Annotated in this window: 14 protein-coding genes; 5 read left to right on the top strand and 9 right to left on the bottom strand. The window is 43.5% G+C overall.

The window, feature by feature from the left end; translation table 11 throughout:
- Positions 1-76: 76 nt before the first annotated feature.
- The 5 genes from DW981_RS02225 to DW981_RS02205 form a co-directional block, all read right to left on the bottom strand.
- Entirely contained in the window at positions 77-1,483 is a 1,407-nt protein-coding gene (locus DW981_RS02225) for an oxaloacetate decarboxylase subunit alpha (RefSeq protein ID WP_022025751.1), read from the bottom strand.
- Between the two features lie 89 nt (positions 1,484-1,572).
- On the bottom strand, positions 1,573-2,721 hold the full coding sequence (locus DW981_RS02220) for a sodium ion-translocating decarboxylase subunit beta (protein WP_118506625.1): 1,149 nt from the start codon (positions 2,719-2,721) through the stop codon (positions 1,573-1,575).
- Between the two features lie 13 nt (positions 2,722-2,734).
- On the bottom strand, positions 2,735-3,097 hold the full coding sequence (locus DW981_RS02215) for a biotin/lipoyl-containing protein (RefSeq protein ID WP_022025749.1): 363 nt from the start codon (positions 3,095-3,097) through the stop codon (positions 2,735-2,737).
- A 26-nt stretch (positions 3,098-3,123) separates the two neighbouring features.
- Positions 3,124-3,915 (bottom strand): OadG family protein, encoded by a 792-nt coding sequence (locus DW981_RS02210; RefSeq protein ID WP_022025748.1) that lies wholly within the window; start codon positions 3,913-3,915, stop codon positions 3,124-3,126.
- A 15-nt stretch (positions 3,916-3,930) separates the two neighbouring features.
- Positions 3,931-5,364 (bottom strand): carboxyl transferase domain-containing protein, encoded by a 1,434-nt coding sequence (locus DW981_RS02205; protein ID WP_118506624.1) that lies wholly within the window; start codon positions 5,362-5,364, stop codon positions 3,931-3,933.
- Positions 5,365-5,543: 179 nt separating this feature from the next.
- Between DW981_RS02205 and DW981_RS02200 the strand changes: the two genes are divergently transcribed.
- Together DW981_RS02200 and DW981_RS02195 are read left to right on the top strand one after the other, a co-directional pair.
- Positions 5,544-6,077 (top strand): serine hydrolase, encoded by a 534-nt coding sequence (locus DW981_RS02200; RefSeq protein ID WP_118506623.1) that lies wholly within the window; start codon positions 5,544-5,546, stop codon positions 6,075-6,077.
- Complete coding sequence (locus DW981_RS02195) at positions 6,074-6,823, top strand: D-alanyl-D-alanine carboxypeptidase (RefSeq protein WP_118506622.1); 750 nt, start codon at positions 6,074-6,076, stop codon at positions 6,821-6,823. The genes DW981_RS02200 and DW981_RS02195 overlap by 4 nt, the downstream gene beginning before the upstream one ends.
- Here DW981_RS02195 and DW981_RS02190 read toward each other — a convergent pair.
- Complete coding sequence (locus DW981_RS02190) at positions 6,796-7,548, bottom strand: lysophospholipid acyltransferase family protein (protein WP_243034639.1); 753 nt, start codon at positions 7,546-7,548, stop codon at positions 6,796-6,798. The two genes, DW981_RS02195 and DW981_RS02190, sit on opposite strands and share 28 nt — an antisense overlap.
- Positions 7,549-7,704: 156 nt before the next feature.
- Here DW981_RS02190 and DW981_RS02185 point away from each other — a divergent pair, with 156 nt between their 5' ends.
- Both DW981_RS02185 and DW981_RS02180 read left to right on the top strand, forming a co-directional pair.
- Positions 7,705-9,483: an NFACT RNA binding domain-containing protein gene (locus DW981_RS02185; protein WP_118506650.1), complete on the top strand. Its 1,779-nt coding sequence runs from the start codon at positions 7,705-7,707 to the stop codon at positions 9,481-9,483.
- A gap of 20 nt (positions 9,484-9,503) precedes the next feature.
- Positions 9,504-10,349, top strand: a complete 846-nt coding sequence (locus DW981_RS02180) for a histidinol-phosphatase HisJ family protein (RefSeq protein WP_118506621.1) — start codon at positions 9,504-9,506, stop codon at positions 10,347-10,349.
- A 7-nt stretch (positions 10,350-10,356) separates the two neighbouring features.
- Here DW981_RS02180 and DW981_RS02175 read toward each other — a convergent pair whose 3' ends face one another.
- On the bottom strand, positions 10,357-11,487 hold the full coding sequence (locus tag DW981_RS02175) for an aminotransferase class V-fold PLP-dependent enzyme (protein WP_118506620.1): 1,131 nt from the start codon (positions 11,485-11,487) through the stop codon (positions 10,357-10,359).
- Between the two features lie 118 nt (positions 11,488-11,605).
- Between DW981_RS02175 and DW981_RS02170 the strand changes: the two genes are divergently transcribed.
- A complete protein-coding gene (locus DW981_RS02170) occupies positions 11,606-12,988 on the top strand; it encodes a polysaccharide biosynthesis protein (protein ID WP_118506619.1) in 1,383 nt (460 codons plus the stop codon).
- 80 nt (positions 12,989-13,068) lie between these two features.
- Here DW981_RS02170 and DW981_RS02165 read toward each other — a convergent pair whose 3' ends face one another.
- Complete coding sequence (locus DW981_RS02165; RefSeq protein WP_118506618.1) at positions 13,069-13,671, bottom strand: HD domain-containing protein; 603 nt, start codon at positions 13,669-13,671, stop codon at positions 13,069-13,071.
- Between the two features lie 96 nt (positions 13,672-13,767).
- Positions 13,768-16,497, bottom strand: coding sequence for an FtsX-like permease family protein (locus DW981_RS02160; RefSeq protein ID WP_118506617.1), 2,730 nt, complete (start codon positions 16,495-16,497; stop codon positions 13,768-13,770).
- Positions 16,498-16,501: the final 4 nt, after the last annotated feature.

The raw sequence follows: 16,501 nt of genomic DNA, 5'->3' as shown, positions 1-16,501 counted from the left end.
GAGAAAATGCTTGAGACAATTTCTATCCTACACAGATAGAAATCACCTCAAGCGCAACTTTAATCTTTTAAATCAATTATACCGGATAAGCCTTTGTCTCTGTGTCTGCAGCACTTGCATCTACTTTATTCTGCTGTGCCTCACGGTATTTGAAGAACTCAGTAGCAACCTGTGGGAACAATGCATAAGACAACACATCTTCATCCTGCTGCTTGTACTGTGCCATTTCCTTCTCAATATCTGCAAGCTGTGGCTTGATCAGATCTGCCGGACGGCATGTGATCGGCTTCTCATCGCCAATACATTTCTTCTGTACTTCCGGATTAAACGGCTTAACTGTTTGGCCAAACTGACCGGACAGAAGCTTTTTAGACTCTTTGGTTACCATCTTATAACGCTCACCGGACACTACGTTAAGCACTGCCTGTGTACCAACGATCTGTGAAGAAGGTGTAACCAAAGGAGGCTCACCAAAATCTTTACGTACTCTTGGCACTTCCTCTAATACCTGCTCATATTTATCTTCCTGTCCCATCTCTTTCAACTGGGATACCAAGTTACTAAGCATTCCACCAGGAACCTGATAACGAAGTGTCTGAATATTAACGCCAAGTACTTTTGTATTCATCAAACCACTCTTCAATGCATCTTCACGCATTGGACGGAAGTAATCAGCAATCTCAGCAAGTTTTGCCTGATCCAGACCGGTATCATACTCAGTACCCTTGAATGCCTCAACCATAACCTCGGTTGCCGGCTGACTGGTTCCCATAGAGAATGGGCTGATCGCCGTATCTATGATGTCACAGCCTGCCTCTACTGCCTTCATATAAGTCATAGAAGCCACACCGGAAGTATAATGTGTATGCAGGTCGATCGGAATCTCTACAGACTCTTTCAATGCCTGTACAAGCTCTGTAGCCTTTGTAGGAACAAGCAGACCAGCCATATCTTTGATACAAAGTGACTTTGCACCCATATCCTCGATACGTTTAGCCATGTCTTTCCAGTAATCTAATGTATATGCATCACCCAATGTATAAGACAATGCGATCTGCGCATGACCATTCTCTTTGTTAGCAGCCTTTACCGCTGTCTCCAAGTTGCGAAGGTCATTCAAGCAGTCAAAAATACGGATAATATCAATACCGTTTGCGATAGATTTCTGTACAAAATACTCTACCACATCATCTGCATAATGATTGTAACCAAGAATATTCTGTCCACGGAATAACATCTGAAGCTTTGTATTCTTAAAGCCGTCTCTTAACTTACGAAGTCTCTCCCATGGATCCTCTTTCAAAAAGCGAAGGGATGCATCAAATGTAGCTCCACCCCAGCACTCTACTGCATGGTATCCAATCTTATCCATTTTATCAACAATCGGAAGCATCTGCTCTGTTGTCATACGAGTAGCAATCAGAGACTGATGCGCATCACGAAGTACGGTCTCCGTAATCTTCAATGGTTTCTTCTCTGCCATAGTTCTCCTCTTTTCTGCGCCGGAAGATGTATACAGCCAGCCAAAGGGCTGTATATGATCTTCTCGCGACTAATTATATGTTTCTAGTGTTAAATTCCAAAGATCGCCATAAATACACCGGCGGCAACTGCCGTACCGATAACTCCGGCAACGTTAGGTCCCATTGCATGCATAAGCAGGAAGTTGGTTGGATCCGCTTCAGCACCGACCTTCTGCGATACACGCGCTGCCATCGGCACAGCAGATACACCTGCAGAACCGATCAATGGGTTTACCTTGCCCTTTGTAACCAGGCACATCAACTTACCGAACAATACACCTGCTGCAGTACCTACTGCAAATGCGATCAAACCAAGAGCAACAATCTTTAAGGTTGTAACTTTTAAGAATGCCTCTGCACTGGTAGATGCGCCTACCGATGTACCAAGAAGAATAACAACGATGTACATCAATGCGTTGCTTGCAGTCTCTGTCAACTGCTTTACAACACCGGACTCTTTGAAAAGGTTACCGAGCATCAGCATACCAACCAGTGGTGCTGTCGTTGGAAGCAGCAAACATACAATGATCGTAACGATGATCGGGAACAGGATTCTCTCCAATTTAGATACCGGACGAAGCTGTTCCATCTTGATCTTACGCTCTTTTTCCGTAGTAAATAACTTCATGATCGGTGGCTGGATAATTGGCACCAAAGACATGTAAGAATATGCAGCAACCGCGATCGGTCCCATATATTCTGTCTGTTTCAATTTACCGCAAAGGAAAATAGATGTCGGGCCATCGGCACCACCAATGATAGAGATTGCAGCCGCAGCTTTATCAGAAAAGCCAAACCAGATTGCAATCAGGTAAGCGGAGAAAATACCAAACTGAGCTGCTGCACCAAGCAGGAAACTCATCGGATTTGCGATCAGCGGACCAAAATCGGTCATCGCTCCTACTCCCAAGAAGATCAGGGAAGGTAAGATACTCCACTCATCCAAAATGTAAAAATAATGTAACAAACCGCCAACACCGTTTGAAGTATCCTCTGGATTCGCCATGATATCCGGATAAATATTAACCAGGATCATACCAAACGCAATAGGAACTAACAGCAATGGCTCATATTCTTTTTTAATCGCCAAATAGAGAAACAAGCAGCCGACTAAGATCATAAGATAATTGCCAAGCGTTAAGTTGGCAAACGCAGTCTGACCTACTAAGTTCTCTAACGTGTTAATTACGTAATCCAATGTTAGATCCCTCCTAGTTTAATGTTGCAAGTACAACTCCTGCTTCTACAGAATCACCCGCAGCTACATCAATGCTGGCAACAGTTCCATCTTCCGGTGCTACCACCTCGTTCTCCATCTTCATAGCTTCAAGGATCATTAGAACCTCGCCTTTTTTCACTGCCTGACCTACGCTGGCCTTTACAGAAAGGATCTTACCAGGCATCGGGGAATTCACCTTAACAGAACCCTGTCCTGCTGCTGCCTTTGGTGCTGCTTTCGGAGCTGCAGCTTTTGGTGCTGCTGCCTTTGGTGCGCTTGTTGCTGCACCTGCTGCACCCTCTTCCACTGTTACATCATAAACGTTACCATTCACAGTAATTGTATAATTTTTCATCGATTTGTCCTCCAATTATTTTTGTGTTAGCGACGAATGATAGAACGAACTACCAATCCATCTGCGCTTGCATTTTCACTTGCTGCAATGGCTGCAGTGATCACAGCAACCAGTTCCAGATCATCAACGAGGTTCTCCTCTACCGGCTGCGGTGCTGTTTCTACTGAAGCGAGCTGAGCCTTTGCCTTATCAACCTGCTTAGCATTCTTGCGGTTCTGAGCCCAGCCGATCACCTTGAAGCAGGCAATGATCAGGGATATAAAGATCAATACGCAAAATACGATTGCCATACTAAGGATCGTATTTATGCCGGCCTTGACCATCTTTGCTCCCATTGTCTTATATTCATCAATCTTTTCTTCGGTCTTATTACCGTCTTTGTCATAAGATACCGAATAGATGAATGTCTTACCTTTTGTTGTGCGGATGGTCTCATTGACTGTTGCGGAAGTAGAACTTACCGTAAAGTCTGTAGAGATCTTTTTATCCATCTCGTCACCAAACTTCTTTTTCTGCTTAACAGCCTCTTTGTACTCTTTGATCTGTTCTTGGGCTGTCTTGCGCTGCTCTAAATAGGAATTCCATTCGTCTTCGCTGAGACTGTCTTTCATTCCATCATAATACTCAATTGCGGATTCTAACTGCTCTACCTGACCTTTGTGGTCTGTTGTAAACCACTTCTGCAGATATTTATCTGTTTGCTTTTCCAACTTCTTTTCGTTGAAATTTTTGTTCTGTTTCGTCAAGCTGACGTTACAGCCTGCTACCAGCAAAGCACAGGTGAGAATGCAGAGAATCAAAGACACTTTCTTCTTCATATTGCCTCTCCTTACTTAGATGGTTCCATGTTTCTTGCCGATCGGATACTCACATTTGTTATAAAGCATCTCAAAAGCATACAATAGCTGCTTTCTGGCACTTGCCGGCTCAATGACAGAATCAACATAACCTCTGGCTGCTGCTGCCTCTGTTCCGGACTGAGCTGCGAACTGGGCTGCCTTCTCTGCAAGATCCGCATCCTTATCATCTGCATACATGATCTTTGCTGCAACATTCGCGTCCATCATACCGACCTTTGCTCCATTTAATGCAAATACCATATCAGCGCCAATGTGCTTGGAATTCATTGTTATGTAAGCACTGCCATAGGCATTGCCTGTGATCATATTTACCTTTGGTACATCTGACTCAGCAAATGCTGCCGTAAGCTTAGCTGCTGCTGCCGCGATCGTCTTCTCCTCTTCAACAGAAGTTGCATAACCCTCTACATTCGTCAAGGTAAGTACCGGAATGTTGAACGCATCACAAGTCTTTACAAAAGCTGCTGCCTTCTCACATCCTGCTGTTGTAAGTCTTGCCTCAAAAGAAGCAGTTTCCTTACCCTCTTCATCATATTTCTTAGTACGGTTTGCAACGGCACCAACAGTCATTCCATCGAAGCATAAGAAACCGGTAACCATTTCCTGTGCATAGCCGCTCTTTACCTCTAAGAAGAAGTTGTTATCGCCAAGATCTGCAAGTGCTGCCGCAGGGTCTGCTGCCTCTGCCGCAAAATCAGGTACATCACGATTAAGATCGTCCATACACTCTGCGGAACCTGCTTCAGAATTGTTATTCTCAGGCAGGATGGAAACTAACTCTCTCACTGCTGCAAGGACCTCAGCCTCACCCTCGATCACAAAATCCACTGTAGATGCTGTCTTCTGGAAATCAGCAGATGCCGTATCCAGCTTGTCTGTATAGTTGCCCTCCAATGTGTTTGGAGAATTCACAAAAAGTTTGGCTTCTTTCTGCTCCATGAATGTGAAATCACTCATAGCAGCCATCACTGCAACACCACCACCGCAATTGCCAAAGATTGCACTGATCTGCGGTACTACACCAGAAGCTTTTGCTTTCATCTGGTAAATCTGACCAAATCCTGCAAGTGCATCTGTTGCCTCCTGTAAACGCATTCCTGCACAATCGATCAAGCCGATCACAGGAACCCCCGTCTTCATGGCAAGCTCATAAATATGTGCAATTTTTCTTGCGTGCATCTCTCCAATTGTTCCATTCAGTGCGGATGCATCCTGACTGTATACATACACCGGATTATTCTGGATCAAACCATATCCTGTGATGACACCATCAGATGGCACTGACTTCTCCTGCATGTTAAAATCTGTGCTTCTCTTGGTGATACCGGCACCGATTTCAACAAAACTGTTCTCATCAACAAGTCCCGCAATGCGGTCTTTTGCTGATAAAGCATTTGTGTTACTCATGTTCAGCCCTCCATATTCTGATATTTATCTGACTCATTTCGCCAAGGCGAAAAAGTCATGTATAAACAAAATTTACACCAATGATAATTCTAGCCCTTTTGTGATAAAAAGGCAACCTTTTTCTCATATTTTTTTCGGAATATCATAAGATTAATACAAACCCGGCTGAGGTGTTTTTTATGTATGCAAAACTCCAAAAAATCATCAGTTTCTCACTGTTTCTCATAAGTATCGGCTTGTCTTCTCTATGCTTTGACGCAGGGCTGAACAAACTGCTTGTCACACTTCCTGCCTATTCTCCCAGGTCAAAACAAATCGTTCAGCAAAACATCCAATATACCGCACGTGAGCTGGGGGTGACAGACACCACCACCAAATTTCCTTCCTCGCTCAATGCTAAAGCAGCCTGCCTGATCGATGCTGACAGCGGTATGGTTCTTTTTGCCAAAAATGCTGACGAAAAACTCCCCATGGCAAGTACTACCAAGATCATGACCGCTCTCATCGCACTGGAATCTTCAGATCTGTCAGATACCATCACGTTTTCTTCACATGCAGCTTCTATGCCGGATGTTCAGTTAAATGCCATGTCCGGCGAACAATTCACGCTGCGTGATCTATTGTATTCCCTGTTGTTGGAATCTCATAACGACACTGCAGTTGCTATTGCAGAGCATGTCAGTGGTTCCACCGAGCCTTCGCTGACAAAATGAACGAAAAAGCAGTAGAACTCGGTCTGTCTTCCACACACTTTGTAACCCCTAATGGTTTGGATGCTGATGAACATTATACGACCGCCAAAGAACTGTGCCTGATCGCATCCTATGCACTGCAGAATCAGACTTTCTGCAAGATCATCCGCACTCCCGCCCATTCCTTTGCAAACCGAACAAACACCAAACAATATCACGTAACAAATCACGATGCTTTTCTGACAAATTATGCAGGTGCGATCGGCATCAAGACCGGATTTACCGGCAATGCCGGATATTGTTTCTGTGGTGCTGCAAAAAGAGGCGATATCACCTTAATCTCCAGCGTCTTAGCCTGTGGCTGGCCACCTCATAAAACATATAAATGGACTGACACGAAAAAACTCATGGACTATGGTTTTACTAATTATAAACTTGTAAGACTGACCGAAACACCAATGCTCCAAAAAATCCCGGTTCACGGCGGTCGATCTAATATTATGCAGCCACGGCGAAGTGTTCCTGCCAGAGACACCAAGTTACTCATGACCTCTGCTGATACACTCAGGATCTGCTATGAACTGCCTCATTCCCTCAAAGCTCCCATCCGCTCCGGAGATATTATCGGATATGAAAATTACTACTTAAACGATACCCTGCTACAAAGCATTCCCATCGCATCCTCTTCAAAAATAAAAGAAGCCGATGCACCTTATGTTGCACGACTTCTCTATCAGCTTTACTGTATCACTGCAATTTCCGGATGATATTTTTCCGCATAGGCGATCGCCGCTGTAATGCGATCATATACTAACTTAGCAACTTCTACTGATTTCATATTCCGATATTCCTCGTAAGGAATCGGTTTCAAATAATATACCTGTGTATTCACTTTACGCAAAGACCACAGATCAAACACTTTCCACGAATCTACCAGTGCAACCGGTACGATCGGTGCTTTCGCACGCATGGCACTCTTAAAGCTGCCCGCCTTAAACGCATCCACATGATTGCCATTGCGATGGCTGTAACCGCCTGCCGGGAAAATAATATATTTACGTCCGTACCCAACTTCTTTACTTACCTCACGGATAACCCTTGCTGCCTGCCTCAGATCATGCAGGCAGAGTCTTTTGCCGCCTACCATATCAATAAACTGTTTTACTAATGGCATCTTGCTGCGTGCTTCATCCATCACTACGGAACAAGGCTCCTCATGCGTCAGCATAATACCAAGTGCATCATATTTTCCCTGATGATTGGCGAACATGACATATCCCCCGTCTTTTGGAAGATTTTCCGCTCCATAGGCTTGCGTATAGATCCGTCCGGTATGATTCATCAAACGGATCGCATGTTTATTATATTCATAACGAAATCGTTCCGAATACTTCTCCGGATGTCTGGAATAATAACCCATCAACGGGATCATCCAGGCACGATGAAGATTACCGACAATTACATATATAAAACGAATCAATTCTTTTACCACTCTTTCTCATCATTTTCTCCGCAATCCATTACGCAAACAAGCAGTATACCATACTTCGACAAAAATCACAAATTCCTATTTTCACCTTGCATTCTCTTCCATTTCTAAATATACTGTCAGTAGTTAAAAAGATAATAGAAAGGCATGGAAAAGACTATGGCTTTAGATGGAATCGTGATCGCAAATATCACAAACGAATTAAACAAGATCTTAACCGGCGGCCGGATCACTAAGATCGCACAACCGGAAAAGGATGAACTTCTGCTCACGATCAAACAAAGTAAAGAAGGGACAGACGGTAAAACGATCCGAAGCAAACATATGCTCGTAATTTCCGTCAATCCCAGTTTACCGCTTATATATCTGACAGAGGACAATAAAACTTCTCCACTGCAGGCGCCCACCTTTTGTATGGTTTTGCGCAAGCATTTAAATAACTGCCGCATTGTCGGGATCGAACAGATTGGATTGGAACGCGTTCTTCGCTTCCGTTTAGAACACCTCAACGAAATGGGGGATCTGTGTACCAAGCAGCTCTACGTCGAACTGATGGGTAAACACAGTAATATTATTTTCTGTGAAGAAGATAATACGATCATTGACAGCATCAAACATATATCACTATTAGTAAGTTCTGTCCGAGAAGTACTTCCCGGCCGAACCTACTTTATCCCAAATACGCAGCATAAATTAGACCCGCTCTCACTAACGGAAGAACAATTTATGGAGCAGGTCATGACAAAGCCGGTTACTCCGGTGAAAGCATTGTATACATCACTTACCGGTCTCAGCCCGGTCGTTGCCGGGGAAATGTTATATCGTGCCAGCCTGTCAGACCGCACAAGCACAGATTCTCTCTCCGAAATGGAACAGCTGCATCTGTACCGTAACGTTATGCGGATCATTGACCAGGTAAAAGAAAATGCTTTCACCCCGACGATCATTACTAAAAACGATATGCCGGTAGAATTTTCCAGCATCCATTTGACCGGCTATGAACAGGATGCATCCTATCAGTGTACCGCCCTGTCGGATGTCAGCACGATGCTTCGTTCCTATTATGAAACGAAAGAAATACTGACCCGCATTCATCAAAAATCCTCGGATTTAAGGCGTATCACCACGACAGCATTGGAACGTGCCACCAAAAAATACGACTTACAAAGCCGTCAGTTAAAAGACACCCAAAAACGCGAAAAATACAAAATATACGGTGAGTTGTTGACAACCTACGGGTATGAGCTGCAAGGCGGTGAAAAATCTTTAACCTGCGACAATTATTATACGAATGAACCGGTCACGATCCCACTCGATGAGACAAAGTCTGCGCTAGAAAATGCCAAGCGCTATTTCGACCGCTATGCAAAACAAAAACGAACTTACGAAGCTTTGACTGTACAGATTGCAGAAACCAAAGAAGATATTGAACATTTGGAATCGATCAGTAACGCCTTAGATATTGCCAGACAGGAAAGCGATCTGGCTGATATAAAGCGCGAACTAACGGAATACGGCTATATCCGCAAGCACAGCAATGGCAAGCGCGGTGCTAAACACAGCGAAAAGAGCAAACCGATGCACTTTATCTCTTCCGATGGATTTGATATGTATGTTGGCAAAAACAATTATCAAAATGATGAGCTGACTTTCCATTTGGCTACCGGAAATGACTGGTGGTTCCATGCCAAAGCAAGTGCCGGTTCTCATGTCATCGTCAAAACGGAAGGCAAAGAATTGCCTGATCAGACTTTCGAGGAGGCAGCACGCTTAGCTGCTCATTTTTCAAAGGCAAGCAGTCAGGATAAAGCTGAGGTTGATTATATCCAAAAGAAACACATCAAAAAACCCAACGGCAGTAAACCGGGATTTGTGGTATATTATACAAATTATTCCATGACAATATCAACGGATATTACCGGTATTCGCGAAGTATGAAAGGAGTATAAGAACTAATTATGATACGATCAGACAATCATGTTCACACCGTTTTTTCTTCCGATTCGGAGGAACCTCTGGAACAGATGCTCACACAAGCCGTGGAAATCGGTTTATCTTCCATCTGCATTACCGATCATATGGATTATGATTTTCCGGATCTCGGCAATGGGATGAACTTTGAATTTGATCCTAGGGCTTATATTGTGGCCTTACAGCAGATCCGGCCGAAATTTCCAAATTTGGAAATCAGACAGGGTGTTGAGCTGGGGCTGAAAGATTCCGCCCTCCCACAGGCATCCGCTTTGATCAACAACTATGACTTTGATTTTGTGATCGGCTCTACCCATCTCGTCGACAACACGGATCCGTATTATGATTCGTTTTGGGAGGGCTACGAAGAGGCTGACGGAATCCGTCAATACTATGAAACAACATTAAACAATCTGCAGCTCGGATTCGACTTTGACGTATATGGACATCTCGACTATATTTTGCGCTATACACCAACCATGCGACAGCTCGGTGATGATATTGCCGCCAAAGATTTTTATCTTGAAAAATGCACCGATCAATTTATGGATATTATAGATGAAATACTGCAGCTCCTGATCGATCAGGGGCGTGGCATAGAAATTAACACAGCAGGCTGGAAATATGGATTAGGACATCCGAATCCTCACGAAAAGATCCTAACCCGCTATTTGGAGTTAGGAGGCGAAATACTATCGATCGGTTCGGACGCCCACGAAGCAAAACATTTAGGATATTCTTTTGAACAAGTTCCGGAAGTTTTGTCACAATGCGGTTTCCGTTATTATACGGAATTCAAAGACCGCAAACCACGAATGATCCCGCTGTCTTGATCAATTTTCAAAAAGAACGGAGATCATTAACAAGCAATTTCAACTGCTTTACCAACTCCTCCATTTCTTCGGGCGTATTATCTGCCCCTAACGTAAACCGTAATGTCCCACGTGCCAGATCCTCACGAAGATGGATCGCCTGCAGCACGTGGGATATTCCTTTATCCCCCGAAGTACATGCTGATCCTGCCGAAGCACAGATCCCCTGCATATCTAAAAGAACGAGAAGAGACTGTGCTTCCACAAATTGAAAACTAATATTTATATTACCCGGCAAACGATGATGAAAATCCCCATTTAGGCGCAAATACGGAATTTCCCGAAACAATTTTTTTATCGTATCATTACGCAGTTTTTTTACATAGGCAGCCTCTTCTTTTCCATGTTTCATCCCCAATTCGACTGCTTTTCCCATCCCTACAATACCGGGTACATTCTCCGTACCACTCCGCATATGCCGTTCCTGACTTCCGCCGTGCATAAACGCTCTAATAGGCTGATCTTTCCTGATATACAAAAAACCAACCCCTTTGGGACCGCCAAACTTATGTGCGCTTGCACTGAGCATAGAGATTGCCATGTCATGCACATTGATCCTTAAATGCATATATGCCTGTACTGCGTCCGTGTGAAAACATATATTATACTTGGTCGCTATCTTTCCAATATCATCAATCGGCTGTATTGTGCCAATCTCATTGTTTGCAAACATCACAGAGATCATACAAGTCTCCTCACAGATCGCATCCTCCAACTGATCCAACGAGATCATCCCTTTCTCATCTACCGGCAGATATGTCACCCGCATTCCCTTTTTCTCCAAATACTCACAAGTATGAAGTATGGCATGATGCTCGATCTGAGTAGTAATAATATGCCCTCCCGGATGAAGGTCTGCCATTCCGTGAAGCGCCCAGTTATCACTCTCCGTACCTCCCGCCGTAAAATAAATTTCCTCCGGCTGTGCTCCAAGACTGTCTGCGATCGTTCTTCGTACCTGTTCAATTGCTTTCTTGCTTGTCTCCCCATATTCATAATGTCCTGATGGATTCCCATAATACTCCACAAAATACGGCGTCATCGCTTCTACGACTTCCGGTAGAACCGCCGTTGTTGCACCATGATCCAGATAAATCATTGTAATCTCCGTTTCTGTCCACGTAAATTATACTAATATTTTATGAAACATTTCATATATTGATAACGACCCAAAGAAATATTTTTGCTGCGAACGCAAACTTCCAACGGAGGAATACATGAATTTATTGAAAAGCCGTATCATCCAAGGGACACTATTGCTTACTGCTGCGGGATTTATAACCCGTATTTTGGGATTTTTTTATCGTATTTTTCTTGCCGACAAATTGGGAGCTGCTGTACTCGGAAGTTATCAACTGATCTTTCCGATATTTGCGATCTGCTCCTCAATCTATGGCGCCGGTGTTCAAACAGCTATTTCCCAATTAATTGCTGCAGAACAAGGCAAACGTTCTAAACTTTGTTCTTCTGACTCTCCTACTGCGAAAGGTCTGACAACTTTCCAAAATACAATTGAACAAAATTGTCGAGCTATATTACTGCTTGGGTGTATCCTCTCCTTTCTGCTTGCCGGCAGCCTCACTTTTTGGGTATACACAAAAGCAGATTGGATCGCTGCACGTTTCATTATGGCACCGGAGTGTGCACCTTATTTGCAGATTATGTGCATGCTGTTTCCCTTTTGTGGCGTTGGTGCCTGTATTAATGGATATTACTACGGCATACAAAACGCCACCGTTCCATCTATAACGCAGATTGTCGAACAGATCAGTCGTCTGTCATTCGTTTTTATGCTGCTCATCATCTTTCCGGGCAGCGCTGAACATAACTGCATCATTGCGGTATGGGGAATCGTCGTTGGTGAAATTGTCTCCGCTGTCTATAATGTGTATAAATATATGCATCAGCCAAAAAAGGACAAAGCAAATGCTCTGTCCTCCTTTCGACACGGCTTACGCCATTATTCAGTTCCATTACTTTCATTAAGTACCAGTCTGACCGGCACCAAACTGATCATCGCTTTGCTGCACAGTGCAGAATCTGTTTTTATCGCTGCCGCACTGCGTCAATACGGCTGTTCCACAAAGGAAGCCTTGAGTATTTATGGAATCATATCCGGCATGGTCATGCCATTTATCCTGTTTCCATCCAGTATTACAAATGCCATCGCATTAATGCTGCTTCCTGCTGTTGCAACCTCTTCCTCCGACGGTGACCACGCAAAGGTACACCGCTATTTTTCCACTTCCAACAAATACAGTCTGTTACTGGGTGCTGCCTGCACCGCCTTTTTCATGATTTTTGGCAATTTTCTCGGCGATTTTTGTTTTCACGATCAGACTGCCGGAGAATTCTTACGCCTGTTCTCGCTATTATGCCCATTTCTCTATCTGTCAACAACGCTTACAAGCATTATCAACGGGCTGGGCAAAACCAAAGATACTTTTTTGATCACCTGCGTAAGCCAGAGCATGAAACTTTTTTGTCTCATTGCACTTGTTCCGCATTTCGGCATTATGGCATACATTTATGGCACAATACTCAGTCAGGCATTTATGGCACTGCTCTGTTATCTTACCGCAAGGCACCTGCTCGCATAGTCTGACGATTCCACCACTTAACACCTAATTGCAGCATCGGGCGATTCCACCACTAAACACCTAATTGTTTCGCCTCTTCTTTACAGTGTGATCTCTTCACCGAACACCTGATAGCACAACGCCGTCATTTCCAAATATGCCCCCTGCGTCTCCGGCAGCGACTCAAGATCAGCCATACCGCGCCGCATTCCGTGATAATACCAATTCTGTTCATCCTTTGGTGCACGAAATCGCTTCCAAAGATCGTTCCCCTCCACTTTATAATCTGCCGCCATACTGCGCAGATTCGATAAACTGTCCGCAAGCACCAACATCCGATGTCTCGTAGAACCGTGATACAACTTTCTAATATGTTCCTGTTTGCGTTCTTTCCATGATCTCTCCTTATTTTCGGTATGTTCAACCACAAGATCTGCTACATCATCCCCAAACTGCTCTCTAATCTGTATCGCGGATAGCTTTGTATCCTCTAATGTGTCATGCAGCACCCCTGCAATACGCAGATTAATATCGGCATGCATGGAAGATAATATTTCTAACACTTCCATCGGATGCACCAGATAATCTAACGCTGTCCCCTTGCGCAATTGTCCCTTATGTGCCATTCCGGCAAGAAGGATCGCCTGATGCAATGCAATCCCCTCTGCCATCTGTTTGTCCATCATCATTTTCTTATTGTCCAAGCCGCTGCTCCTTTCCAGACACAGTGCGATTGTAAATTCCTCTTTACATTTTACCTTACTTTGGCACTTAATACAACAACGCACCTTCCAAAAAGATCACTCGCGGTTTTTGAGGACTTCTGCCGGCTCGATCTTTTGCAAATGTTTTACCAAAAAATGATTGATGGCAAAATACAATGCTATTACGCATACATATAATCCTACATAGATCTGCCATCCAAAATGTATATTACAGCCACTCGCTACATTGCTTACCATCAACGGATACATCGCATCCATCACAACCTTCGCCAACGGAATGCAGACTGCCGTTCCAACAGCGATCACATAAAAGTTTCCATTAAGATACAGTTTGCGAATTTCTTTCATGCGATAGCCAAATATTTTGACAAGCGAGATGCCGAACGCAGAACGATCGATCATCACTTTCATCATCAAATACATTACCACACAAAAGATTACCGCCGAAACGATCAACAATGTATAGATCATGTTCATCATCATGTTTACAAAAATCTCCGATGATTTTTCAATCTCTTGGCGGGATAGGATCGAATACAACTTGCCGGAAGGAATGGATAATTTGCGATCTGAAAAGACCACATTAAAGTAGGTATCCTCCTGACCAAATAGTTCCCGCATGCTGTCTATATTCATAAACACATATAAACCGGCAGAATAATTAGTAACTCCATCTACCGTAAAGGCATAATCTCTTTCTTCCTCTTCATCCGTCAGAATAATCTTGTCACCTTTTCCAAGCTGATATTTCTCAGCGGCAGCACTGGATAAGATCACCCTATTCGCCGATTTCGTGACCTTCGCATCAAAGTATGGATTATCCTTCGTAATACCTAACAGTGTAACATCCAGATTATTACCATACATTTCACGCTTAAGACTCTTCGCAAATCCCGGTGCCCCGTGTGCCGGAACTTTTTCATCCGGATACTTATAGGTATACATATAGGAAAATTTCGTATCTCGTTTGCTCTCAACATTTACATTCTCACACATAACATAGCAATCGAGCGCCAGCATTGTGATCAACATACAGATAAACAAACCAAAAACAACCGTCAAACCGGTTCTCAATTCACGCAGCATCTGACGCAGACGAAATGTCCCAATAAAACCAAACCGATGGATCTGCACCTTTCGCACCGGTGGTTCCTTGGCTTCTTTACGCATCAGGGATAATACCGGTCTGGAAAGCTTTCCACGGATCACAAACCAGTTGACGATCGCTGCCATCACTCCAGGCATCACCAGCGCATAGGCCAAAATATATGGCGCATAAACAGGTGACATCTGCTTAATTGAAAAATACGCATAAACATCTGCCATCTGGGTCTGTACACCGATTGGAGAATAGCCAATTACTGTGCCAAGCACGCTAAATAACATTGTCACACAGACCGGCAGTGTCAAATAATGACGCAAGAGATCATTTCTTTTGACACCAAGTGCATATAATGCTCCAATAACACTGCTTTCCCGTTCAATACCATGCACAACAAAGACGGAAATCACATAGGCAAATAATATAATAATTATGACTCCGGCAACCAGACCGGCATATTTGTTGATCACCTGATCTTCTGCTGCAGCACCAATACGCGGATTATCTGCCGCTTTCAAAAACTGCGTCAAATTGCTCAGGTCAAACGAAAAATATTCATCAATAATATCATCCGTCTTATTCTTTAATTTGTTCGTTCCCTTTTGTAACTTTCCAGCTCCCTTGGAGGCTTTTGACACCCCCTCTGTATATTCATCTACTCCATCCTTATACGCCTGAAGACCGATCAACTGTTCTTTCACTGAGGACAACTCTAGGCGAAACAACGCATTGTCCGACTTTTGGTACATGTTTTCTAATTTTGTACGGTAATTATCTTCCGTAAGAGTTCCCTGCAGTCCATATTCCTGCAGAGCATCCGATGCCTGTTGTAAATACGCATCAAATACGTGTGATGCTCCCTTTTGCAGATCATCCTTATGATCCGAAAGCTTCGACAAACCATTCCGCAGTGTCACTGCGCCATCATTTAACTTCTTAATGCCGTCTTGCAGATCATCTTTCTTCTTGCCGGTATGTTTCCAATACTCTTGAAAGTACGTATCATTAATATCAGAGGCATCTACCTTATATTCATTGAGTATCTCCTTGAGTTTTTTATCCGTCATCCCCCTCGACAAACGATACGCGTATACATACTCTTCCGTTTTCGCACTCTTGCCGCTGTCTAATAAACTCTGATAGCCTTCCGATGTTAAAAACGCAACGCCAAACTGTTTGCTGTCTACCGTACTGTCACTAATACTTTTCAACGTAGAATTGTAATCCGGTGCACAGCCGATTCCTGTCACCGTGAAAGATTTATCGGCGATCTGAATCGTATCGCCCACCTGAAGTTTTTTCGTCTCGCAATATCTTTTTTCCAACACCAATTCGTTGGATTTGTGTGCCTTATGTCCCTTTTCTACATATACTTTATCGATCGATGTTCTATCCTTAAAGATACGAAGTGTACTGTCATCTTTCACGGAAAAATCCATATAAAAAGTATTTTCTAACTGTACTCCTTTACGTTTTAATTCTCCAATCTGTGTCTTATTCAATGGAACAAACACCGTAAACTGTCCCGCCTCAACATTCTGTTGTTTTTCAAAGTACTCTCTGCCCTGAATGATCGTTTCCGCCGCACCTAACATACTTACAATAAGATACATACTGACAAGTATCAATATCCCCAACGCAAGATAACGAAACAAATTCTCTTTCAGATCACGCAATACTCTTTTTCGTAATATTGTCTGCATAACA

Source organism: Clostridium sp. AM49-4BH, from assembly GCF_003478335.1.
Classification (GTDB): domain Bacteria; phylum Bacillota; class Clostridia; order Lachnospirales; family Lachnospiraceae; genus Butyribacter.
Note: the sequence above shows the minus strand (reverse complement) of the source record. Positions and strands in the feature narration are given on the sequence as shown.